Origin of the sequence: Nesiotobacter zosterae (assembly GCF_033843645.1) — a bacterium.
In the GTDB taxonomy this organism is placed as follows: domain Bacteria; phylum Pseudomonadota; class Alphaproteobacteria; order Rhizobiales; family Stappiaceae; genus Pseudovibrio; species Pseudovibrio zosterae.
This window is the reverse complement of the sequence record NZ_JAWXVZ010000012.1, coordinates 113,215-135,734: the sequence shown is the minus strand read 5'-3', so window position 1 is coordinate 135,734 and position 22,520 is coordinate 113,215. Positions and strand designations below refer to the sequence as shown.

The 22,520-nt window shown below is 57.4% G+C and carries 18 protein-coding genes; 9 read left to right on the top strand and 9 right to left on the bottom strand.

Going from position 1 to position 22,520, the window contains the following annotated elements; all coding sequences use genetic code 11:
* Nucleotides 1–173: 173 nt before the first annotated feature.
* Nucleotides 174–1,046 (bottom strand): branched-chain amino acid aminotransferase, encoded by an 873-nt coding sequence (locus Q3Y58_RS17005; RefSeq protein WP_274217286.1) that lies wholly within the window; start codon nucleotides 1,044–1,046, stop codon nucleotides 174–176.
* Nucleotides 1,047–1,703: 657 nt separating this feature from the next.
* Between Q3Y58_RS17005 and Q3Y58_RS17000 the strand changes: the two genes are divergently transcribed.
* Nucleotides 1,704–2,366, top strand: coding sequence for a haloacid dehalogenase type II (locus tag Q3Y58_RS17000; protein WP_274217287.1), 663 nt, complete (start codon nucleotides 1,704–1,706; stop codon nucleotides 2,364–2,366).
* A 195-nt stretch (nucleotides 2,367–2,561) separates the two neighbouring features.
* The gene (locus Q3Y58_RS16995; RefSeq protein WP_319623066.1) at nucleotides 2,562–3,416 is read left to right on the top strand and encodes a DMT family transporter; all 855 of its coding nucleotides are present in this window, start codon (nucleotides 2,562–2,564) and stop codon (nucleotides 3,414–3,416) included.
* A gap of 37 nt (nucleotides 3,417–3,453) precedes the next feature.
* Here the strand turns inward: Q3Y58_RS16995 and Q3Y58_RS16990 are convergent, their stop codons facing one another.
* Nucleotides 3,454–4,035 carry an LOG family protein gene (locus tag Q3Y58_RS16990; RefSeq protein WP_319623065.1) on the bottom strand — a complete coding sequence of 194 codons (582 nt, stop codon included), beginning with the start codon at nucleotides 4,033–4,035 and terminating at the stop codon, nucleotides 3,454–3,456.
* A gap of 70 nt (nucleotides 4,036–4,105) precedes the next feature.
* Nucleotides 4,106–5,497, bottom strand: coding sequence for a dipeptidase (locus Q3Y58_RS16985; protein WP_319623064.1), 1,392 nt, complete (start codon nucleotides 5,495–5,497; stop codon nucleotides 4,106–4,108).
* Between the two features lie 359 nt (nucleotides 5,498–5,856).
* On the opposite strand from Q3Y58_RS16985, the gene Q3Y58_RS16980 reads away from it, so the two are divergent.
* Complete coding sequence (locus Q3Y58_RS16980) at nucleotides 5,857–6,246, top strand: DUF2780 domain-containing protein (RefSeq protein WP_274217291.1); 390 nt, start codon at nucleotides 5,857–5,859, stop codon at nucleotides 6,244–6,246.
* Between the two features lie 180 nt (nucleotides 6,247–6,426).
* On the opposite strand, the gene Q3Y58_RS16975 is transcribed toward Q3Y58_RS16980, so the two are convergent.
* Both Q3Y58_RS16975 and Q3Y58_RS16970 read right to left on the bottom strand, forming a co-directional pair.
* Nucleotides 6,427–6,642: a hypothetical protein gene (locus Q3Y58_RS16975; RefSeq protein WP_319623063.1), complete on the bottom strand. Its 216-nt coding sequence runs from the start codon at nucleotides 6,640–6,642 to the stop codon at nucleotides 6,427–6,429.
* Between the two features lie 99 nt (nucleotides 6,643–6,741).
* A complete protein-coding gene (locus Q3Y58_RS16970; protein WP_274217293.1) occupies nucleotides 6,742–7,443 on the bottom strand; it encodes a helix-turn-helix transcriptional regulator in 702 nt (233 codons plus the stop codon).
* A gap of 631 nt (nucleotides 7,444–8,074) precedes the next feature.
* Here Q3Y58_RS16970 and Q3Y58_RS16965 point away from each other — a divergent pair.
* On the top strand, nucleotides 8,075–10,075 hold the full coding sequence (locus tag Q3Y58_RS16965) for a methylmalonyl-CoA mutase family protein (RefSeq protein WP_319623062.1): 2,001 nt from the start codon (nucleotides 8,075–8,077) through the stop codon (nucleotides 10,073–10,075).
* Nucleotides 10,075–12,240, top strand: a complete 2,166-nt coding sequence (gene scpA / locus Q3Y58_RS16960) for a methylmalonyl-CoA mutase (protein WP_319623061.1) — start codon at nucleotides 10,075–10,077, stop codon at nucleotides 12,238–12,240. Before Q3Y58_RS16965 ends, scpA begins: the two co-directional genes overlap by 1 nt.
* Nucleotides 12,241–14,171: 1,931 nt before the next feature.
* Here the strand turns inward: scpA and Q3Y58_RS16955 are convergent.
* The gene (locus Q3Y58_RS16955; protein ID WP_319623060.1) at nucleotides 14,172–14,900 is read right to left on the bottom strand and encodes a DUF1194 domain-containing protein; all 729 of its coding nucleotides are present in this window, start codon (nucleotides 14,898–14,900) and stop codon (nucleotides 14,172–14,174) included.
* Between the two features lie 167 nt (nucleotides 14,901–15,067).
* The gene (gene bla / locus Q3Y58_RS16950) at nucleotides 15,068–15,979 is read right to left on the bottom strand and encodes a class A beta-lactamase (RefSeq protein ID WP_319623059.1); all 912 of its coding nucleotides are present in this window, start codon (nucleotides 15,977–15,979) and stop codon (nucleotides 15,068–15,070) included.
* 560 nt (nucleotides 15,980–16,539) lie between these two features.
* On the opposite strand from bla, the gene Q3Y58_RS16945 reads away from it, so the two are divergent.
* Nucleotides 16,540–18,480 carry a bifunctional 2',3'-cyclic-nucleotide 2'-phosphodiesterase/3'-nucleotidase gene (locus Q3Y58_RS16945; RefSeq protein WP_319623068.1) on the top strand — a complete coding sequence of 647 codons (1,941 nt, stop codon included), beginning with the start codon at nucleotides 16,540–16,542 and terminating at the stop codon, nucleotides 18,478–18,480.
* 81 nt (nucleotides 18,481–18,561) lie between these two features.
* Here the strand turns inward: Q3Y58_RS16945 and Q3Y58_RS16940 are convergent, their stop codons facing one another.
* Nucleotides 18,562–18,777: a hypothetical protein gene (locus Q3Y58_RS16940; RefSeq protein WP_274217298.1), complete on the bottom strand. Its 216-nt coding sequence runs from the start codon at nucleotides 18,775–18,777 to the stop codon at nucleotides 18,562–18,564.
* An 87-nt stretch (nucleotides 18,778–18,864) separates the two neighbouring features.
* Here Q3Y58_RS16940 and Q3Y58_RS16935 point away from each other — a divergent pair, with 87 nt between their 5' ends.
* The 3 genes from Q3Y58_RS16935 (at nucleotide 18,865) to Q3Y58_RS16925 (ending at nucleotide 21,204) form a co-directional block, all read left to right on the top strand.
* Entirely contained in the window at nucleotides 18,865–19,722 is an 858-nt protein-coding gene (locus Q3Y58_RS16935) for a LysR family transcriptional regulator (protein WP_319623058.1), read from the top strand.
* A gap of 125 nt (nucleotides 19,723–19,847) precedes the next feature.
* Nucleotides 19,848–20,714: an AraC family transcriptional regulator gene (locus Q3Y58_RS16930; protein ID WP_319623057.1), complete on the top strand. Its 867-nt coding sequence runs from the start codon at nucleotides 19,848–19,850 to the stop codon at nucleotides 20,712–20,714.
* A 133-nt stretch (nucleotides 20,715–20,847) separates the two neighbouring features.
* Nucleotides 20,848–21,204 carry a DUF6665 family protein gene (locus Q3Y58_RS16925; protein WP_319623056.1) on the top strand — a complete coding sequence of 119 codons (357 nt, stop codon included), beginning with the start codon at nucleotides 20,848–20,850 and terminating at the stop codon, nucleotides 21,202–21,204.
* Between the two features lie 78 nt (nucleotides 21,205–21,282).
* Here the strand turns inward: Q3Y58_RS16925 and Q3Y58_RS16920 are convergent, their stop codons facing one another.
* Nucleotides 21,283–22,059, bottom strand: a complete 777-nt coding sequence (locus Q3Y58_RS16920) for a phytanoyl-CoA dioxygenase family protein (protein ID WP_319623055.1) — start codon at nucleotides 22,057–22,059, stop codon at nucleotides 21,283–21,285.
* Nucleotides 22,060–22,520: the final 461 nt, after the last annotated feature.

Below are 22,520 nucleotides of genomic sequence, written 5' to 3'. Positions count from 1 at the left end.
ACTCTCGAGACTGACCATCTCAAAAGCGGTCTGCTGGGGGGAGGGTTTCTTCAACATACCCCATTGAATCAAAAGTCCCCGCATAAAGCGAGGACTTTCAATCACTTTGTCAGCAGTCTGAAAGGCCGGAAAACCGGCCTTTGTCGTCGTGTCTCAAAAGGGCTCACTCGCGCCTAGTAAGTGTGCGGTGATTTTGCAGCATACTCGAAGTACAGTTCCCGAGCGCGCTCAGCAATTGGCGTCGCCTTGAACTCCTTGTCATCTAGGCGATTTACTGGAACCACCTTGGAGTAGTTGCCAGTTGAGAAGATCTCATCAGCCTCCTGGAAATCCTTGAAGCTCAACGTACGCTCGTGAACCTCGTAGCCAGCTTCTCTCAGCAGCTGGATGGTGCGCTGGCGTGTGATGCCATTAAGGAACGTGCCGTTCCAGAATGGGGTATGTACATCGCCGTCCTTGACGAGGAACACGTTTGCCGACGTCAACTCCGCCACATTGCCAAGAGTGTCCAGCATGATGGCATTGTCAAAGCCCCGGTTCTTGGCTTCAACAGAGGCGCGAGCGTTGTTTGGGTAAAGACAACCGGCCTTGGCATTCACCGGCATGGTCTCCATGGTAGGACGACGGAACGGCGACAGGGTCAGGCTGATGGACTTGTCTTTCGGCGGCATGGGCGCTTCGAACAAGCACAGGCAGAAGCGCGTTGAGTCCGCCGCTCCATCAATAACGGTTGGGCCATCGGCTTCGGCCCAGTACATTGGCTTTACGTAGACCGCCTCGTGGCGCTCGAACTTCTTCATGCCTTCGATTGAGAGTTCAACGATCTCTTCCCACCGCTTGGTCGCAGACAAACCAAGGGCTCCGGCAGAGTTATTGACACGCTGCGCGTGCAGGTCGAGATCCGGCATCACACCATCAAACCCGCGCGCGCCGTCAAACACGCTGGATGCAAGCCATGCTGCGTGGGTACGCGGCCCCATCAGCGGCGGATTACCTTCCAACCATTCGCCATCAACCCAAGTCCATGTCTTCGACCATTCGGCCATTTTTATCTCTCCATTTTTTCAGCGCACGTTGTCAGAGCGCTCGTCCCACCTGTTTTTGTTTAGGAGGGATCGAAACTAGAAAATTGATTGAGGTCAACTGTTTCTAGCCTAAACAACAAAACACGCATAAGATATCCGCCCGCCCAGATAGTTTCATGATATGTTCTCACGATAGCTGGCGAAAAACGAAATATTTAAGCGTGCTATCTCGCAAATGCAGCATCACATGTTGCAACCGGGACGATTCTCGACAGGTCGTTTCCTTTCTCCTTTGTTTTAATGGAAACGCGCTGTGTTTCCGGTTCATGCGTCCTCCCCGCGGAAAAGCAACAGAAATTTCAACAATCCCGATACACCGGTGCGAACAGCCGGTGCGCATCGGGCTCGGTTTCCTGTTTGGCATGGTCTTGCTGGCAGCACGTTCGTAAGGACTTGTTTCTGATATGGTTTTGACCGAGCGCACCGTTTGCGCATGTTCACCTTCAAAGCTCAAACTAGCTTCAGGATGTGTGTCGCACACATTTTTATGCTTATCCCTTGCGGAAGATACATCACACTAACAAAAGACCTAGTAAATTGAATAGCTTGACCGACTTGACGAATAAGCGAGATCGCGGTTTCCTAGAGAGGAAATGCAGCGAACCCCGAGAGTTTATCATGAGCCATTCAGCCTATATCTTTGATGCATACGGCACGCTTTTCGATGTGCATGCGGCGGTTCGCAAATATGCTGCGGCCGTTGGACCAGACAGCTCTCGCCTGTCCGCCGTGTGGCGTGAAAAGCAGCTAGAATACTCATGGACCCGATCCTTGATGGGCCAGTACGCAGATTTCTGGGAGCTCACCAAGGAAGCGCTGGATACGGCTTATCAAATCGTTCCGGGATGCGATCCGAGCGTGAAGAAAGATCTGCTGGATGCGTACTGGCACATGGATACCTACCCGGAAGTGCCTGAGGTTTTGAAATCCCTGAAGGAACAAGGGGCGCGCCTTGCGATCCTTTCCAACGGCTCCCCTGCGATGCTCGAGGCGGCTGTGAATGCAGCTGGCATGACCTACGTTTTCGACGAGGTGTTCTCTGTCGATACGCTGCGCAAGTTCAAGCCAGACCCTGATGTCTACGACATGGTGACCACGCATTTCCGGCTTTACCCGCAGGCTTGCTCCTTCCAGTCGTCAAACCGCTGGGATATTGCAGGTGCGTCCAAGTTTGGCATGCGCACCGTCTGGATCAACCGATTTAACGTTCCTGATGAGTATCAGGATCTGTCCCCGGCAGCTGTACTCACCTCACTAGATGGCTTGATCGCGCTGGGTTAACTTCGCCTTTGAACGCTTGCGAACCGGCCACATCTGATGTGCGCACCACACACCTGTGACGGTTTTAGGGCATGCTTCAGGTGTATCCACCGGAAAGATCCGGGCTTCGGTTGAACGGCATTTGTTGCTTCTGGTAGCACTGTCGTCATGATACCGGAGCCCTCGCTTCCCCATGCACAAAGATCGGAAACTGGCGTGCTTGCTGTGCTTGCGAGCGCGGTGGGTTATGGCAGCATTCCCTATTTTGCACTTGCCGGATACGCAGGAAACCTGACGCCGGAAATCGCCGTTGTGGCACGCTACGGGTTTCCCGCGTTGCTTCTTGGATGGCTGCTGCCTCGTGCACTGAAAACGGGAACAGGCGGCAAGCAATTCCTGCTGACCGGGGCACTTATGGGGCTTGGCGCGTGGTCCTTCTTCAAAGCCCTGTCGTTATTGCCCGTTACGCTGGCGGTGCTGCTGTTCTTCTCCTATCCTCTATTCTCGCTGGTTGCTCGCAAGCTCTTCGACAAGAAGGACATCGGAAAGTCCGGCGCCATGAGTGCTGCCCTTGTGCTCTTGGGAATTGGCCTCGTTTGGTCTGGAACTTCCGCAACACAGCCGCTCAGTTTGCAAGGACTTGCCTACGGTTTTCTTGGACCCGCTTCCTATGCCCTCGTGCTCCACAAGATGAACCAAGGCGCGGACTACCTTGCGCCACTTCAGGTCGCAGCCTGCCTGTTCACCGGTACCATGCTGGTGATGCTGCCTCTGTTGCTTTTGTCATCTGCTACTCAAGTGATGCCGGAGGGGCTCAACGGTTGGGGCGCGCTTCTGGGCCTTATGCTGCTTACAGGCATTATTCCGCAGATGCTTATGGCCTATGGTGCGCCGATCGCTGGACGGGTGATGAGTGCGAGTGCTGGCGGCCTTGAATGCGTTACCGCATTGATCTTGGGCAGCCTTGCGGCTGCGCGCTGGCCCTCTCTGCTCGAATGGGGCGCAATGGCAGCCATTGTGGCTGCGCTTCTATTGGTCAGTCGCCTCGACAAGAGTTACCTCGACCACTGACCAAAATCACTTTTTTAACTGCTAAACCAGACTGGCATCAGGTTTCTGCGCGAGTAATCCACTTGGGCACGCGAGGTGGCTGATAGGCATCAAAGGCGTCCAGCATCGCCGCTGCCGTGTCCTTTACGAGCACCATTTCGCGCATGTCGGGCTTCAAGAACTCTTCCTCGACCATCAAATCAAGAAAGGCGAGCAAGCGCCCATAAAAGCCATTCACATTCAGAAGGCCGCATGGCTTTTTATGGTAGCCAAGTTGAGCCCAAGTCCAGACCTCAAACATCTCTTCCATTGTGCCAGCACCGCCAGGCAGGCACACAAAGCCATCGGACAGGTCTGACATCATGGCCTTGCGGTCATGCATGGACCCTACAATGTGCAATTCACTCAGGCCCGGATGCGCCAGTTCTTTCGCTGATAGCGCTTCTGGCAAAACGCCCACAACCTTGCCGCCTGCTTCCAAGGCTCCATCGGCAACCATGCCCATGAGGCCTACCTTGGCACCGCCGTAAACCAGCGTCTGTCCGCGCTCGGCGATGCTACGCCCAAGCTGGGTCGCTGCCACCTTGTATTCCTCACGCTTTCCCGGGCTTGAGCCGCAGAACACACAAATCGATTTCATAGTCGCTCCCATTTCACTTGATTGGAGCCGGGTATTCGCACCCGGTCTCCAACCTGCAAATCATCTTTGCTCAGTCCTTGGAAAGCGCATCCAGAACGCGCGCCCAGCTGCGAATACCCTTGTGGAAGCTGTTGAACTCATACTTCTCATTGGGTGAGTGGATCTGATCGTCGTCAAGACCGAAGCCGATCAGAAGAGAATCCATTTCAAGAACGTTCTTGAACAGCCCCACAATTGGAATGGAGCCGCCCGAGCAAATCAGCGCTGCTGGCTTGTCCCACTCCTTTGTTAGCGCCTGACGGCCCTTGTCCAGTGCAGGTGCATCAAACGCCATGCGCAAGGCAGGATCGCCGCCGTGCGGGTGCAGCTCCAGTTCAAAGTCTTCCGGGGTCTTGGACTTGAGGTAGGAACGGAACGCCTCCCGGATCTTCTGGGGGTCTTGATCACCCACGAGACGGAAGGAAATCTTGGCGTAGGCCTCGGATGGGATGACTGTCTTGAAGCCTTGGCCATTGTAGCCACCCCACAAGCCGTTGACTTCGCAGGTCGGTCGGGTCCAGATCTGTTCAAGAACCGTTCGATCTTGCTCTCCGCCCGGATTTTTCAGCCCGACGCCGCCCAGAAACTCCTGTTCGGAGAAACCAAGGTTGCCCCACATTGTCATGACGTCTTCCGGCATTTCGATTACGCCGTCATAGAAGTTTGGCAGCGTGATGCGTCCGGTTTCATCGCGAAGACCGGCAACCATGTCGGACAGGACGTGAAGCGGGTTACGCGCCGCACCACCATACATTCCGGAGTGCAGATCCTTGTCTGGACCACGCAGCGTGATTTCTTCTCCAACGAGGCCGCGCAGCATCACCGTGATCGCCGGGGTCTCGCGGTCCCACATGTTGGTGTCGCAGACCAGCGCCAGATCAACAGAGAGTTCGTCCTTGTTGGCATCTAGAAACGGTTTCAAAGAGGGAGAGCCACTTTCCTCTTCCCCTTCCAGCATGACGGTGACCGAAATCGGCAGATCACCAGTCTCGGCAATCCAGGCGCGCGCTGCTTCCACGAAGGTCATCAACTGGCCCTTGTCGTCGTTTGCACCGCGGGCAACAATGATCTTGGAGCCATCATCACGCGTCACTATCCGTGGCTCGAACGGATCGTTGTCCCAAAGCTCAATTGGATCAACGGGTTGCACGTCGTAATGGCCGTAGAACAAAACGTGCGGACCGGGTTTATCATCGGCCACGCGGTGACCCACCACCATTGGGTGACCCGTTGTGTCGCGCACTTGAGAAGGAATGCCAATGGCGGTCAGTTCATCCGCCAGCCACTGTGCTGCAGAACGACAGTCCTGCTTGTACTCAGGGTCAGTGGAAATGCTCTTGATCCGCAGCAGATCAAAAAGCCGCTCCACGCTGGCGTCGATATCCTGATCAATGCGGTTCAGGACCTGATTCACAGCGCTCATTTTGGCCATCCTTTTTGAATTTCATCGCACTTGAAGACATCTGATCCGACACCGATGCGGGGACCATCAGCGAAAAACGGTCAGATAAGTGTTTCTGGCCTAACACAACTCACCGTCAAATTCTCTGATTTTGTGAATGAAACAACGCTTATGCAGAGCTTGAACCGCAATTTGAAACATTAGCTTTTGAAAATCAGGCGCTTACTACCTTTGGGCGGATTGACTACCAATTATGATGCCTTGCTAATTAGCGCAGAGAAACTTAATCTTAAGGTAGTCATCCTGAACGGGAAATCCCGCACTCGCTTCTTTCCGATCCACACGATCGGTTTGGTCAGGGGGCGGATAGGGAGAGAGATATGCACGTACTTATTGATCGGATTGTCCAGAAGACGGAACTGGACGAAGAACAAGCCAAAACCGCTGTGGGTGTCATCCTGAACTTCGTGTCCAAAAATGCGGGTCAGGAAGATATGAATGCGCTTTTGGAAGCATTTCCGGCCGCACAGTCCTTCCTGAATGCAGAAGAGACCAAAGAGAACTCCGGCCTGTTGGGCGGGCTGGCCAATCGCATGTCTTCTTCCGTGGGGATGTTGGCTGCGCTGAATGAGCTGACAGGCGCAGGCCTGAGCATGTCGCAGATCCACACAGTGGCTCGTGAGACCGTAAAGCTTGCAAAAGAGCGCATTGGCGACGAGCGCGTTGATCAGATCATTGCGAAGGTACCAGGACTGAAGCAGATCGCTTAAGGGCACCTGCCCCGCCTCGCGGACCTTTCCCGCCCCATGAATGAAAGCCCGGTCGCAGCTTGAGAGCGACGGGCTTTTTTTCTGCCTATTTTCTGCCTGTAGAGTATCCGCCCAAGAGCGATCTTTTCCTGCAGCCTCAACGCGCGGTTGTTTTTTTAAGAAGGCGGAATTTTCGACGCCTCACACCAAGGGTGCCTCTGCACTTTCAATCCAGCACAACTGCTGTTTGCCTGCCAGCCAGCCTGCTGGCCCGCCAGTGCCAAAAAGGCTACCGCCCCCCGGACGCCTGCGTGTGTTTTCGGCAAGAACGCCCACTACAATGCCGGGATCATGTCCGCAGCCAATGCCGCCAACAAGGCAAGCTTTGGCGACAGAGGAACGGTTTAGCGCAGCCAAACACATGCACTCCCGATCGACTTATTCACTCCAGAAAGGAGGATAAGTCAGCGCTCAATAAATCACCTGACCTATGAGACAAAAAACTGTCCCCGTGCCTCAAATCTGAATTTGGCCGTAGCGCAGCGCTTCAACCACGGTGTGGGTCTTGTTGGAGGCATTGAGTTTAGCACTGGCATTTTGAAGATGGGCGTGCACGGTGCGCTGAGAAATCTGCAAAAGATCGGCAATCTCGTGGGCGGTCTTGCCGAGCGCAGTCAACTCCAGAACCCGACGCTCCCGCGTGGACAAATCACCCGGCCGCTGGTCTGAAATAACCCCCAACTCAAACAGCCGTCGGAAGGCTGCAGAAGATACGATCTCGAGAGACGCAAGGTCATAGGCCTCCGTGGACAAGTTGCGCCCTGCCCCCATGACCATGGCCTGGAAGGGACGTAAGGCATCGACCGGAACCACCATAACACGCGCCCCTTCGCCAATGGCGCCAAAGAGTTCCGAGTTAGCCATCTCAGAACTGGCGACCGAGCGAATGGCGGGACGACTCCCGGACAGACCGAGCATAAGTGCCGGATCGTTGGCAGCCAGCGCCGTGCGCTCAATGCCTCCGTTGCGCTCGTCCGGCCAACGGAAGCGGTGGACCAAACTGTCGATGGTCCGGTTGGGCATGGGAAGACCGGTGATGAGAATGTGGGAGGCACCCAAACGACGCAGATAGGACTCCACAATATCGAGAACTGGTTTGGCGGCTCGCGCCTCTGCGATCGCCCGTACCTTTGCCTCGATGTCCAAAGTATCGTTCATGTTGTCCACCTTCCCAAAGCCTGCACGTAATTCATCAATTCAAAACTGTTGTTCCGGTTCGCAGGTTGCAGCGCAGGCACTCTTGAGCCCTTGTTATCCCCCTGTCCCGAACCTGTTCATGTGCTTCAGCCCGCATCCCTTTTAAGTCTCTGAGGAGCAAGCCTCCGCTCTGTTTGACGTCCCACTTCCAAGAAAGTGAACAAGAACCGCTTTCGGACCTCCCAACGCCATACCGACATTTCAGTGGCGTATTCAAGGAGTTAGACTGACAAGCCCCTCGACGCTTCCTTATAATCACTTGGGTTCAGGTCCCTCGATGGCCTAAAGGTGTTATCTGCACACCGGCGTATCCACCCAAAGACTTAGAACGGCTTCCACAGCCTTCAACCCACCTGAACCGCTTGGTTGTTAACCTCTTGATAAGCATAATTAACAGCGCAACTTGAAGCAGGGTCAACTAGGATAAGTTTAGGACAATTAAGCCTAGTGTTATTATTGCCCATAAACGCTTGGGGACTGCGAAACCTAGGGAGAGCTTCCAGTAGAAAGGGCTGTGATATACGGATCAATCAAAGGCATAGCTTGCGCCCGATAGCCGTTCATTCGTATAAAACCGGGGGAAGGACGAATAATGACAGCGCAACATATTGATATTCCAGAAGAGTTTCTGAAGAGCACGCGTGCCGACTGGGAGGATGCGGCAACCAGGGCCCTGAAGGGTGCGGCTCTTGAAAAATTGCGGAGTGTTGGTGGGGATGGACTTATCACCCTTCCGATATACGGGGGATCTCAAACAGCTGCTCCACTTCATCTGAGGGAGGACGCGCTACCATGGACGCTCGTGCAGCGCGTGGATATCCCGGATATTTCGCAGGCAAATGCCCAGCTCCTTGAGGACCTTGAGGGCGGCGCAAGTGGGATAGACCTGGTTTTTCCGGCCAGCTGCCGCGCCAGATCCGGGGGGATAGACCTTCGCACTCTTGATGATGCCAAGCGCCTTCTTGACGGTGTGCTTAGCAATCTTATCACCCTTAGATTGAGTTGTGGTCATGAGGCGACCGCGCTCTCACTGGCTGTCATTGAAGCTTGTCTCGATCAAGGCGTAGATCCCAAGCAGCTTAAAGTGGAGGGTGTTGCCGACATAATCGGGTTTTATGCCCGTCGTGGCTGGCTAGGCAATCCGCCTGAAGTGCCTGAGGGCCGCCTTGTCGACATGGTGAGTTATGCCACAGAGCGGGGGGTACAAAGTGCCCTGGTGCGGGCGGATGGGCGCACCTTTCATGATGCTGGTGCCAATGCCACCCAAGAGCTCGCAATTGCCCTTTCTTGCACGCTCTACTATTTCCGCGTGCTTGAACGGGGCGGCGTGCCAACGGACCGCCTTCCTGCCCTGATCAATGTGACCTTGAGCGCCGACGCCGACCAATTTCTAACGATCATCAAAGCCCGCGCCATGCGAAAGTTGTGGGCGGCCCTGCTGGCAGCCTCCGGCTATGACCAGCTGCCGCTCAAGCTGCACATGGAAAGCTCATGGCGGATGATGACGAAATCCGACCCTTGGGTGAACATGCTGCGTGGCACGGTAGCGGCCTTTGCCGCTGGTGTGGGCGGGGCGAATAGTGTTTGTGTTCTCCCCTTCACTTCGGCCCTCGGTCTTCCCAACTCGTTTGCCCGCCGCATTGCACGCAACACGCAACTTATCCTCGCTGAGGAGAGCAACCTTTATCGCGTGATGGATCCGGGTGCTGGCAGCGGCATGATTGAAGAACGCACCGATGCGCTGGTGGCCGCAAGCTGGGATTACTTCCAGAAGCTGGAGGGACTTGGCGGCATCTACAACGCGCTCACAAGTGGGCAACTTGCTGAAGACATTGAGAAAAGCCGCATTGAGCAGGAGCTGCGACTTGCAACGGGCAAGGCCCCTCTGACGGGGACAAGTTCTTTCCCCAACCTGCATGAAGCAGCCATTGAAACGCTGAATGTTGCGAGCCAGGACCTTTCAGAAAGCACAAACCACATTGAGCTGCCTGCACCGACTATTGATGGCGCGCTGAGCAAGGCCGTTGTGGCGGCACTACGGGGACAAGCTTCTCTTGCGGATGTGATTGCGGCGCGTACGCGCGTTGGCGGCGACACCTGCCCGCCCCTTGAACCAAAACGACTTGCTGAGCCTTTTGAAGAACTTAGAGCCGCTGCAGAAGCGTTCAAAGTCAAGAACGGACACCTTCCAAAGGTGTTTCTGGCCACTTTAGGAACTGTTGCACAACATACGGCGCGGGCGACGTTTGCGGCCAACCTTTATGCCGCTGGCGGCTTTGAGTGCACGCCTATGAAAGATTTTGAACAAATCGAGGATATTGCGAAAGATTTTGCGTCGAGCGACGCAACAATTGCCTGCCTCTGTTCCTCTGACGAGATTTATGCCGAGCAGGCGGCTGATGCCTGCGCATTGCTGAAAAAATTTGGGGCTCGCCGGATCACGCTCGCTGGCCGACTGCCAGACCTTGAAGACAAGCTGCAGGCCGCCGGGCTTGACGCCTTCATTTACACGGGCAGCAACATACTGGAGGAACTGCGGGCCTGCGTTGATGCCATGAACATGCCCGCTGCCAGTTCCAAGGAGGCGATGTGATGAGCCGGTTTCCTGACTTTTCCAAGATCGCCTTTGAAGACGCCACCCCTTCCGCGCCCAAGGGGATGGCCGAAAGCTGGATGACGCCGGAAGGGATTTCGGTGAAGCCGAGTTATTCCCCTTCCGACCTTGAAGGCATGGCACACCTTGAGACATGGCCGGGACTTGCCCCGTTCATGCGCGGCCCCTACCCGACCATGTATGTGCAGCAGCCGTGGACCGTTCGCCAGTACGCCGGTTTTTCGACAGCCGAGGCCTCCAACGCGTTCTATCGGCGCAATCTGGCTGCGGGGCAGAAAGGCCTTTCCGTGGCGTTCGACCTTGCCACCCACCGGGGCTATGACAGTGACCACCCAAGGGTGGCCGGTGATGTGGGCATGGCCGGGGTGGCCATCGATTCCATTTATGACATGCGCACGTTGTTTGACCGCATTCCGCTGGACCAGATGAGCGTTTCCATGACCATGAACGGGGCGGTTTTGCCTGTCATGGCGCTTTACATTGTGGCCGCAGAAGAACAGGGCGTTTCCTCGGAAAAGCTGTCCGGCACCATTCAGAATGACATTCTGAAAGAGTTCATGGTGCGCAACACCTACATCTACCCGCCTGCGCCCTCCATGCGGATCATTTCCGACATCTTCGCCTACACTGCGCAGAACATGCCGAAGTTCAACTCCATCTCCATCTCTGGCTATCACATGCAGGAGGCTGGGGCGACGGCGGACCTGGAGCTGGCCTTCACCATTGCTGATGGCATCGAGTACGCCCGCGCGGGCGTGGCAGCGGGCATGGGCATTGACCGGTTTGCACCGCGCCTGTCGTTCTTTTGGGCGATTGGCATGAACTTCTTCATGGAAGTGGCCAAGATGCGTGCTGCACGCTTGATATGGGCCAAGCTGATGCAAGAAAACTTCCAGCCGCAAAATGCCAAGAGCCTTTCCTTGCGCACCCATTCGCAGACCTCGGGCTGGTCGCTTACGGCGCAAGACGTTTACAACAACGTCATTCGCACCTGCGTGGAGGCCATGGCAGCCACCCAAGGCCACACCCAGTCGCTGCACACCAACGCGCTGGATGAAGCCCTTGCCCTGCCAACCGATTTCTCGGCGCGCATTGCCCGCAATACGCAGCTGTTCTTGCAGCAGGAAAGCGGCACCACCCGGACGATCGACCCATGGGGCGGCTCTTACTATGTTGAGAGCCTGACCAACGACCTGGCAGCCAAGGCTTTGGAACACATTGCCGAAATTGAATCCTTGGGCGGCATGGCCAAGGCCATTGAAAAAGGCATCCCCAAACTGCGGATTGAAGAAGCGGCTGCCAAGACTCAGGCCCGCATCGACAGCGGCCATCAAAGTGTGATTGGCGTCAACAAGTTCCGCCCCGACCGTGAGGAGCCGCTTGAAGTTTTGCAGGTGGACAATGCGGAGGTGCGCGCACGGCAGATTGAGAAGCTGGAACGGCTGCGGGCAGAACGCATTGAGCCCGACACGCAGGCCGCCCTTACCGATCTTGAAAACGCGGCACGAGAGGGTACCGGCAACCTGTTGGACCTGTGTGTGAGAGCAGCCCGCGCCAAGGCCTCCGTGGGCGAAATTTCCATGGCGATGGAAAAGGCCTTTGGCCGCCACCGGGCGGAGATCAAGTCCATCGCCGGGGTCTATAAACGAGAGGTTGGCACCATGTCTGACGCCGTTTCCCGCGTGGAGAAACTCGTTGAGGCCTTTGAGGAAAACGACGGCCGACGCCCGCGTATTCTGGTGGCCAAGATGGGTCAGGACGGGCATGACCGAGGCCAGAAGGTGATTGCCTCCGCCTTTGCCGATCTTGGTTTTGACGTGGACATTGGCCCGCTGTTTGCCACGCCAGAGGAAGCGGCACGTCAGGCCGTGGAGAACGACGTGCACATTGTGGGCGTGTCGTCTTTGGCAGCCGGCCACCTCACCCTTGTTCCTGCCCTGCGCAAGGCACTGGCCGAGGAAGGACGTGAGGACATCATGATTGTGGTGGGCGGGGTCGTGCCGCCGCAAGACTATGATGCACTTTATGACTTCGGTGCCTCGGCAATCTTCCCACCGGGCACGGTCATTTCCGAAGCGGCAGAAGGGCTCATTCACGAGCTGAACAAGCGCCTTGGCTACGAACCCAGTGAAGCAGCGGAATAGCGGCTGAGGCTGTGCCCGTCGTGCTGGAGTTGGTGGAATCCTTCCGGCTGGATCCCGCATCAAGTGCGGGATGACGGCGGGGGTGTGGGCGACGCTTGGAAGACACATCCTTGAGGACGAAACAGAAGCGTAGCACCAGCGCTGCGCCTCTTCCTCGGCGTCCGCAATGGCCCCGTTGGCCCTTCCCCCCCCTCCTGCGTCATGCCGGACAAGGGGAGCGGGAGCGAGCCGCTGATCCGGTATCCAGAGCCAAGTGCACCGGAATTGGTGGCGTCCTTCCAGCTGGATCCCGCATCAAGTGCGGGATGACGGCGGGGGGAGTAGCTGGGTGACGGTGGGGGTGTGAGCGCGACGGGTGATAGTGGTATGAGGCAATGCGGCCAGCCATGAAGTGATCTGGTTCCATACAGACAGCGAAAATCTGGGAGGTTGGCGTGTAGCCTTGTCAGGGCCAGCGCGATGTTGTCGGGCCCTCGCCCCCCCCTCCTGCGTCATGCCGGACAAGGGGAGCGGGAGCGAGCCGCTGATCCGGCATCCAGAGCCGAGTGCACCGGAATTGGTGGCGTTCTTCCGACTGGATCCCGCATCAAGTGCGGGATGACGGTGGGGGGAGTAGCTGGGTGACGGTGGGGGTGTGAGCGCGACGGGACACCCGTGTCGGTTTGGGCGACTTTAGTGCAGCGGGCGACGCTCGGAAGACACTTCGACAAGTCCCAATCGTAGGCGGAGCGGCGAATACCAAGTTTCTTCCCGCGAAGGTTGGGAGGCCCGTCGGCGTTTCCTCCCCCTCCTGCGTCATGCCGGACAAGGGGAGCGGGAGCGAGCCGCCGATCCGGTATCCAGAGCCGAGTGCACCGGAATTGGTGGCGTCCTTCCGACTGGATCCCGCATCAAGTGCGGGATGACGGTGGTGGGTGTAGCAGGTGGGTGACGGTGGTGGTGGGTTGCGGGATGAAGGTGTGGCGGTGGCAGGTTTGCGACTTTAGTGGTGAAGGCGATGCTCGGAAGAAAAAGAAGCATGGCGCCAGTGCATTGTTTCTACCGCGAAAACCGTTCGGCCCGTCGGCGTTTCCTCCCCCACCTGCGTCATGCCGGACAAGGGGAGCGGGAGCGAGCCGCTGATCCGGTATCCAGAGCCAAATTCACCGGAGTTGGTGGCGGCCTTCCGTTGGATCCCGCATCAAGTGCGGGATGACGGCGGGGTGTGGGCGACTTAGGAGAGCGGGCGACGCTTGGAAGACACTTCGGCAGGTCACAATAATATGCGCAGCGGCGGTGCATTGTCTCTACCGCGAAAACCGTTAGGCCCGTCGGCGTTTCCTCCCCCACCTGCGTCATGCCGGACAACGGGAGCGGGAGCGAGCCGCTGATCCGGTATCCAGAGCCGAGTGCACCGGAGTTGGTGGCGTCCTTCCGACTGGATCCCGCATCAAGTGCGGGATGACGGCGGGGGAATAGGAGATGCCGGGGTGACGGTGGCGGGGTTGCGGTAAGCGATGACGGTGTGGGTGTGAGCGCGACGGGACAGCCGTGACGGTTTAGAAGACTTGGGAGAACGAGCGACGCTTGGAAGACACTTCGGCAGGTCCCAATCGTAGGCGGAGCGGCGGTGCATTGCTTCTACCGCGAAAACCGTGAGGCCCGTTGGCGTTTCCTCCCCCCTCCTGCGTCATACCGGACAAGGGGAGCGGGAGCGAGCCGCTGATCCGGTATCCAGAGCCCAGTGCACCGGAGTTGGTGGCAACCTGCCGGCTGGATCCCGCATCAAGTGCGGGATGACGGCGGGGGTGTGGGCGATGCCGAGAGGGATGACGTGGCGGTGGGGTGCGGGATGACGGCAGTGGAATAGGAAATGCCGGGGTGACGCTATCGGTATGGCGGGGTGGCGCCATCAGTGTGAGGCGGGCGATGTGCTGGTGATGCCAGAAATGTTAATCCAGCCGGACGACTTTGGTTTCCGGTTCAATGCCTGCGATTTCGAGAATGAGTTTGCGGCGGACTGCATCCGAGAAGGTTTCCATGGTGTCAGCCGTCACGACAAAAGAGCCCGGCCCGCCGATGATCCGCTCGGCAAAGGCTTTTTCCAGATCATAGTTGGCGGGGCGGCCCGAGCAATGGCGACACAAGATGGCAAGGCCGTTGATCGTGATGCCTGCGTTGACGACCGTTTCGCGCGCACTGCTGATCGGCGGGCCGCTGAAGTTTGTTGCGCTGTCCGCAGAAAGGTCAATGACCCGGCGCAGCCCCGTGTAGCTGTTGCTCTCAATACGGGCCATGCCAAAAAGCAGAGCTTCGCCAATGGCGTTGCGGCCATAGGCCCGGCGAGGAGGTTCCATCAGGCGCTCGGCAAACGCTGCCGCAGTGCCAGCGCCATCGATCACCATCCAGTCCACCACGATGTCTTGGGAGCCGGTGGCGCCCCACTCGATGTAGGTCACGGCAATCTTGCCGTAGATGTTGTCGGTGATGGCCGAAACCACGGCTGGGTCGGTGATGGCTTCCGCATAGCCCTGCCGCTGAAAACGGATTTCCGCGTTGTCGATGGAGCCGGTAGCATCCGCCAGAAGCACCAGCTCCAAATCCAGCTCCTCTGAGGAGGCGCTGGCCACAAACACGGGAAAGCACAGAAGGAGCACACACAATCGCAAGTGTTTGAACATCGCCGCCAACCTCTCCTAACGTCACCTACACCAAAACGTAGGGTGTTGCGAAAAGGCTGGCTACGTGGAACCTGTGCGATCACAGGAACGTGAACGCGAGGCGAAAGGTCCCCCCCGGACGCGTTTCGGGGGAGACTGTGCCAATTGAGCCTTAGCACTCATGGGCCCTAGTTGGCTTGTTGCTGGACCCTTTCGAAAATCGCCGTGCCCATTTTGGCAATGGCGTCATTGCGCTGTTCCATCGAAAGTTCCGTGCCGGTGATGTAGAGCGCGACAACGATTGGATCGCGTTTTTCAGGCCAGATCATTGCGATAACGGACCGAGACCCGTAACCGCCTGCCCCTGAGCGATCAGCGATTTGCCAGCGTTCCGGCAGGTTGTCTCGAAGCAAGGCGCTGCTGACCTGGTTGGCAAGCATCCAGTCAAGCAGCTGCGCCCGTGAAGCGGGCTCAAGCACGTCGCCCATCAGGAGCTTTTGCAAGGATGTCGCGGCCGCCCGTGGGGACGTGGTGTCGCGCGGGTCGCCGGGCGTTGCCTCATTCATGCGGGTTTCATAGCGATCAAGGCGGGTGACCTCATCGCCAATGGAACGCAGGAAGGCCGTGAGCGCTCTTGGGCCCCCTGTAGCCTCCAGCACCATGTTGGCGGCCGTGTTGTCGCTGACCGTGAGCATGGCGTGGCAGAGCTGGCCAAGGGACATGGGCTCCTTGTCGGCAAAGGTTTCGGTGATGGGGGAATAGGTGACCAGATCTGCCTTTTCGATCTTGATGGTGCGCAGGAGATTTTCCTCACCGGCATCCACCTTGGCAAGCAACCCGGCGCAGGCGAAGCTCTTGAATGTGCTGTTCAAGGGAAAGCGTTCATCGGCGCGGTAAGACCACACGTCTCCAGAGCCCATGTCCAGAACAAAGGCCCCGACGCGGTTGCCCAGCTCCGCTTCAACTGCTGCAAAATTCCTGACCAGCGGGTCGTCCGCCGACGGCTCCATCTTGGCACCTGTGGCACTGGCGGAAAAGCCAGAGAGCACGAGCAGGCACACACCTGCCAGCAAGCCTAGGGGCTTCTTTCGAGCGATCACGTTATGGCCCTCACATACTTGATTGGAAAAGCCTTGCTGCTTTTCCTGGATCGTTGATTTGGCTCCCACCGAGAAGCAAACACGTTTGAAACAACAGGCGAGACCACCAATGGGACGCACCAGTGCCCATCACAGACCAGAGCGTGACTGCGGGGCGCACAACCATTCAACGCAAATGAAACTCAACCGGGAGGGATGAACTGCCCGCAACGTGGGCAGGAGCAATGGGTGACCTGATTTGCAGGCGAAAACCGGGCAGCAATCGGCATTTTTCAGGGTGATTTGACGACGCTTGGTGACTTCACCCTACCACAACCAAAAGATGCAAAAGCTTGAGGAAAGTAACGCGGCAGGGTTTTACAACCTCTCGGTGAAGTATCATTATGCTGCAACATTGTTCTGGGATGCTTTGCGCGTCTTTCAAAAGAACGATGGGGCTTCACCCTGCCCGTCTGCCATGAGGACTGGCGGGCGCAGGCTGGGGCCTTACTCTCCTTTCCCGAACCTATCATTTGGGGGTACCAAACGTGACCGGATTTCGTCTTTCCCGCCGCAGCTTCATGGGAGGCCTTGCGGCCACCGGCGCGGCCAGCATGCTTCATCCTTACTCTGTACTGGCCAAGGAAAACACGGCGCATTTGCGCCTGATGGAGACGACCGACCTCCACGTTCATGTGATGCCCTACGACTATTACTCGGACAGGCCGATTGATACGGCAGGCTTGGCCCGGACGGCATCCATCATCAACCGCATCCGCTCTGAGGCCACCAACACCATGCTGGTGGACAATGGTGACTTCTTGCAGGGCAACCCCATGGGCGACTTCATTGCCTATGAGCGCGGCATGCGTGAAGGTGACCTGCATCCGGTCATCAAGGGCATGAACGTTCTTGGTTTTGATGCCGGTACGCTGGGCAACCACGAGTTCAACTATGGCCTTGAGTTCATGAGCAAGGTGCTGGCGGGGTCCAACTTCCCGTTTGTTTGCGCCAACGTTGCCAAGGGCACTCTGGCCAGCAACGGACGCGGCGATGATCTGTTCCTGAAGCCTTACGTGATCGTTGAGAAGATGATCAAGGATGGCAGCGGCGCTGAACACCCAATCAAGGTTGGGTTTATTGGTTTTGTACCGCCCCAGATCATGAACTGGGACGCCCGTCATCTGGTGGGCAATGTAAGCGCCCGTGACATTGTGGATGCCGCCAAAGCATGGGTGCCGCAGATGAAGGAAGAAGGCTGCGACATCATCGTTGCGCTGTCTCACTCCGGCATCAGCGGCGAAAGCCAGAGCGAGGGCATGGAAAATGCGTCGCTCTATCTGGCAGGTGTGGATGGCATTGATGCCATGTTCACCGGGCACCAGCATCTGGTGTTCCCTGGCCCTGCATTTGAGGGCATTCCGGGCGTAGACGCGGAAAAAGGCACCGTCATGGGCAAGCCAACCGCCATGGGCGGCTTTTGGGGCTCAAACCTTGGCGTGATCGACCTGATGGTCGAGCGGGATGGCAACAACGGTTGGCGCATTGCCAACTACACCGTTGAAACGCCAGCGATCTACAAGAAGGAGGGGCGCAAGAACATTCCACTGGAAGAGAGCGATCCACGCCTGATTGAAGCAGTTGCCGAAGACCATGAGGCAACACTCGCCTACATCCGCCGCCCGGTGGGCAAGACCTCGGCACCGCTTCATTCCTACTTCGCGCTGGTCGCAGATGACCCATCCGTGCAGATCGTGTCTCAGGCGCAGACCTGGTACATCAAGGAGATGCTGAAGAGTTCCGAGTTTGCTGGTCTGCCTGTGCTATCGGCGGCGGCACCGTTCAAGGCCGGTGGCCGCGGCGGCGCTGAGTACTACACGGATGTGCCTGCAGGCGACATCGCCATCAAGAACGTGGCGGACCTCTACCTTTATCCGAACACCGTGCGTGCGGTGAAGATCAAGGGCAAGGACGTGAAGGAATGGCTGGAGCGCTCAGCCGGCATCTTCCAGCGGATTGAACCCGGCAAGGCAGATCAGCCGCTGATTGATCCGACCTTCCCGAGCTACAACTTCGATGTGATTGATGGGGTGACCTATCAGATCGACCTGACCCAGCCTTCCAAGTATGGCCCGAAGGGAGAGCTGATAAACCCGGACGCCAGCCGCATCGTTGACCTGCAATTTGACGGTAAGCCACTGGACATGGAGCAGGACTTCATTGTGGCCACCAACAACTACCGCGCCGGTGGCGGCGGCAACTTCCCGGGTATTACCGATGAGGTTGTGGTGTTTGTTGGCCCGGACACCAACCGCGATGTCATCGTGCGCTATATCGTGGAACAGGGCACCATCAACCCGTCTGCCGATGCCAACTGGACCTTCAAGCCAGCCCCGAACACAACCGTGCTGTTTGAAACTGGTCCGGCAGGCCAGAAATTCATGGCGGATGTGAAAGGTGTGGCCATTGAGGCCGCAGGAGATGGGGCGGACGGCTTCGCGAAATACCGCATCACGCTCTGATGCCGACCTGACAGACTGAGGAAAGGCTGGAGGCTCCTCCAGCCTTTTTTTGCAGGGCGCCCGGTTCTGCCCTGCCTGCACCTAACGTGTCGACCAAAGCCGGATTACAAGCAACGCTTTTCTAATGAGCAACATCTGGCGCACAGAGAAAGCCAGCGCAGCGAGCGCCCTCGGCAAGCGCCGGACGGACGGCGGCACCTCAAGAAACTCGGCATTCTGGTAGAACTCTTCATCCCGTTTTTCTGGAGTTTTCTGACCTATTTCACGGTTTACTGGGGGCAGAGGCACAATTAACATGGAACTTCCTCAGGTTTGCTAACGCCCTCAAGTTATTGATCTTACTCATGTCCTCACAGTAGCTACCTTTGAAAGGCGCTTTCAGAAATGAAACCCGGCATTTATTCGGAGATACGCGCGTTTCTGGCGCTCAGCGAATTCGGCACGCAGGCCGAAGCCGCCCGACAGCTAGGTGTCAGCTCTGCAACGTTTGGGCGGAGCCTTTTGAAACTTGAAAAGGATCTGAACCAACGCCTGTTCCACCGAGGCAAGTCAGGCTTGAGCCTTTCTCTTGAAGGGCAAGAGCTGCTCGCTCGCTTGAGACCTCTGGCCACTGAAATGGCCGAGTTGGAGAGCTGGTTGCGCCAAGGAACACGCAAACCTCAAGTAAAACTTTCCGCAGGCACATGGACCTCCTTGTTCTTGGCCAACGGGTTCAAAACACTATGCAGGAGCGATGACCCGTTTGATCTGGTGTTCGTGCCAACGGAGGCGCGGCTTGGCATCGAACACCGCCAGGTGGATATCGGCATTCGCGGTGCCCGGCCTGAGGAGGGCAACCTTGCTGCCAAGCGCCTTGGACAGATTGGCTTTGCCCCTTACGCTGCCAAAAATGTGACAGACGCTGATAGCATGGGGTGGTTGTGTTTGCATCCTGACTATGCATCGACCCGCTCCTCCCGCCATGTGATGGCCAATCATAGCGAAGCTATCGCGGCCTATGTGACAGCACCACGTCTGATGCTGGACTTCGCGTTGCAAGGAGTTGGCAAAGCCGTGCTGCCTTGCTTCATTGGTGACGCGCAAGAGCAGCTGCAGCGAACCGGCGATGAGATTGAAGAGCTGCGAGAACACCAATGGCTCGTAATGCATGGGGATGGACGTTTTGAAACGCACGTGAGACAGGTGGCGGATCGGGTTGCTGATTTTTACGCTGCAAGACAGGGTGTGCTTTTGGGGGCATAATTCTTCCCCCCCACCTGCAACCGTGTATCAGGGCAAGGTCCGCAAGATTTGTTCGTCTGACATGTGCTTTAAACAAAGGTGCAAGGGCGAAACCTAGAGAGTGAAAAACGTTGCACGCCGAAAAGATGAGCCAAAGCCGAGATGAAACACGGGCTGGATATGAAGCGCGGATGCTGCGCGTGGTGCAGTACATTCATGCCAATCTGAACGGAGACCTGTCTCTGGACCGGCTGGCTGACGTGGCCTGCATGTCGCGGTTTCATTGGCACCGTGTCTACCACTCCATGACTGGCGAAACCCTTGCCAACGCAATCCGGCGGATCAGGCTGCACCGGGCGGCGGGGTATTTACTGCGGTCTGACAAGACCATTGAGGACATCGCTGGCCACTGCGGCTACCCCAGTGTGCAAAGCTTCAACCGGACATTCAAGGCAGGAATGGGCGTAACACCAGGCGCATTCCGCAAGGATGGCGCGGAGCTGCCAACGCTTGGCCTCACCAAGAACGGAGTATTCGCCATGTATGAAATCACGATCAAAGACGAACCAGCCCGCCATATCGCTGCCGTGCCGCACAAGGGAAGCTATCACAAGGTGGGCGAGGCTTTCGAAAAGCTTTCTGCCATCTTCACCAGCCGCAACCTGTGGCCAAAATCCGGGGAAGCCGTGGGTGTTTACTACGATGACCCAAGTTCGGTTGCAGAAGCTGAGCTGCGTTCCCACGCCGGGATGGTCGTTTCTGCTGATGTGGAAGTATCGGAGGGTCTGGAGCCTGTAGACCTGCCAGCCGGACCCCATGCGGTGCTGCGCTACGTGGGCCCATATGCTGGCCTCGACACCCCTTACACCTATCTTTTTGGTGAATGGTTGCCGAAGTCTGGCCGGGAAGTGCGTAACAGCCCAAGCTTTGAGATCTATCTCAACTCACCGCAGGACACACCGGCCAATGAACTGATTACCGACATTTACCTTCCACTGGAACCTGCGAAGTAATCAGCGAATTCCCTAAAGAACCTAGGGAGCGCCCTCGCCTTGAGACACGGGCTGGGGCGCTCCTTGCTCTTTTCTGTTGGCGGCAACCGCGCCATATTGAGGGCAAGTTGGTGCCAGCCGGAGCAGTCTCCCCATGTTCGTGCGTCCCCCTCAAACTTTCCGAAACAAAGCCGAGAGCGACCCCATATCCAAGGCGCTGCACCAAGAGGTGATGGAAGAGAAGGTTGGCACCCTGTCGCGGCTCAACAAAAAGCTGGAAGCGGCAGTGGACAGGCTCACCCGGCTGGAGAGTGAGGATCTTCCGGAAGAAGACCGGCAGCGCCTTGTTCACGAAGCCGGTGAAGCGCTATGGCATGTTGTGATCCAGCGCGAACTGGTTGGGCTCACAGGCTTGAAGGCCTTTCTCGACCACATGGGTGTGCCAAAGGAAGTGCGCTTGAAAGCAGGTCCAATGCCTGCGCACCTGAAACGGCCAAACAACAAGCCCTAAAAGGCAAGACAAGCGCGGCAGCACCCCACCGCGCTGGCCCAGCCTGTTCGAGCGGCGTTTCAACGGCCAGGTCTTCAATCAGCCAACATCAAGGAGCCACTTTTGCGCGGGGGTAAGGCGGCTTAGCGTATGCGCCGTGATCCATTTCTGCTGCTCTTGCTGCGCGGTGTCCTGGCGGTCGATATAGAGCCCATGAAGAACGCGGCGGCGGGCGCCGGTCTTGTTCGTGGTGCCGCCATGCCAGGTGTGGGCGTTGAAAATCATCACACTGCCAGCCGGACATTCGAAAACCACCTCATCGGGATGGGGGGCCTCCACATCTGCCAGCACATCCTCGGGCAATTCGGGCCGCAGATGCGTGCCCGGCAGAATGCGCGGTGCGCCGTTCTCACTGGACAAATCATCGATTGCCCAGATGGAGTTCACCAGATGCACCTTTGGGAAGTCCGGGCGCGGTTTCTTCCAGTCGGCATGGAGCGGCTGGTGGCCACCGCCCAGAAGAGCCTCACGGGCGTTGAGGCTGGAGATCTTGAACTCGCCGGCAAAGATGTGATGGCACGCAGCAAGAACAAGCGGGTGGGCCCAAACCTTCTCCCAGACCGTTCCCTTGTTGACCAGATTGGCGATGCGCGTGGCCCCATCTTCCTGATGATGTTCCATGGCAAGGTTTTCCCCTTCTCGGGCCACCAGGCTGTCGAAGGTGCGCCGCATGTCTTCCAGCCAATCAGCATCCACCACGTTTTCGATGATGGTGAAGCCTTTCTGGTCCAGATCCTCCCGCACTTTGCCCGAAACTGGCAGGGTTGCTCCCAAAGCATCCAGATGGCGCGCAGCGCTGTTGCTCAGCTCTTCCATTCATTTCCTCCAAAATGAGTGCAGCAAATCTCATCGACGAGATGGCTCTAGCCTATGGGCTGTTTTCGGTCTGCGAAGGAAGAAAGATGTTCGATTTGCTGGATATTTGTTAGAATATCTGAGGGCGTGCCAACGCCCTCCGGCCCGGCAAGTGCGCTTGGCTTTGGATACCGGATCAGCGGCTCGCTCCCGCTCCCCTTGTCCGACATGACGCAAGAGTGGGACGGAGGTGCTGCAGGCCCATTGCGGACGCCGAGGAAGATGCGCAGCGCACCCTACACCACTACCGTCATCCCGCACCTCACCACCATCACCCAGCAACACCCCCCACCGTCATCCCGCACTTGATGCGGGATCCAGCGGGGCTCTTCGGTCAGTGCTCGGAACTTTAGGTTCTGCGTTCGCAATTGCTCACGCTCGTTGTGCTGGATACCGGATCAGCGGCTCGCTCCCGCTCCCCT

Excerpts from the sequence above, each read along its gene's own strand:
- Q3Y58_RS17005 (WP_274217286.1), bottom strand. The coding sequence starts at position 1,046 with ATGGCCGAATGGTCGAAGACATGGACTTGGGTTGATGGCGAATGGTTG.
- Q3Y58_RS17000 (WP_274217287.1), top strand. The coding sequence starts at position 1,704 with ATGAGCCATTCAGCCTATATCTTTGATGCATACGGCACGCTTTTCGAT.
- Q3Y58_RS16990 (WP_319623065.1), bottom strand. The coding sequence starts at position 4,035 with ATGAAATCGATTTGTGTGTTCTGCGGCTCAAGCCCGGGAAAGCGTGAG.
- Q3Y58_RS16985 (WP_319623064.1), bottom strand. The coding sequence starts at position 5,497 with ATGAGCGCTGTGAATCAGGTCCTGAACCGCATTGATCAGGATATCGAC.
- Q3Y58_RS16980 (WP_274217291.1), top strand. The coding sequence starts at position 5,857 with ATGCACGTACTTATTGATCGGATTGTCCAGAAGACGGAACTGGACGAA.
- Q3Y58_RS16970 (WP_274217293.1), bottom strand. The coding sequence starts at position 7,443 with ATGAACGATACTTTGGACATCGAGGCAAAGGTACGGGCGATCGCAGAG.
- Q3Y58_RS16965 (WP_319623062.1), top strand. The coding sequence starts at position 8,075 with ATGACAGCGCAACATATTGATATTCCAGAAGAGTTTCTGAAGAGCACG.
- scpA (WP_319623061.1), top strand. The coding sequence starts at position 10,075 with ATGAGCCGGTTTCCTGACTTTTCCAAGATCGCCTTTGAAGACGCCACC.
- Q3Y58_RS16955 (WP_319623060.1), bottom strand. The coding sequence starts at position 14,900 with ATGTTCAAACACTTGCGATTGTGTGTGCTCCTTCTGTGCTTTCCCGTG.
- Q3Y58_RS16945 (WP_319623068.1), top strand. The coding sequence starts at position 16,540 with ATGGGAGGCCTTGCGGCCACCGGCGCGGCCAGCATGCTTCATCCTTAC.
- Q3Y58_RS16940 (WP_274217298.1), bottom strand. The coding sequence starts at position 18,777 with ATGTTAATTGTGCCTCTGCCCCCAGTAAACCGTGAAATAGGTCAGAAA.
- Q3Y58_RS16935 (WP_319623058.1), top strand. The coding sequence starts at position 18,865 with ATGAAACCCGGCATTTATTCGGAGATACGCGCGTTTCTGGCGCTCAGC.
- Q3Y58_RS16930 (WP_319623057.1), top strand. The coding sequence starts at position 19,848 with ATGAGCCAAAGCCGAGATGAAACACGGGCTGGATATGAAGCGCGGATG.
- Q3Y58_RS16925 (WP_319623056.1), top strand. The coding sequence starts at position 20,848 with ATGTTCGTGCGTCCCCCTCAAACTTTCCGAAACAAAGCCGAGAGCGAC.
- Q3Y58_RS16920 (WP_319623055.1), bottom strand. The coding sequence starts at position 22,059 with ATGGAAGAGCTGAGCAACAGCGCTGCGCGCCATCTGGATGCTTTGGGA.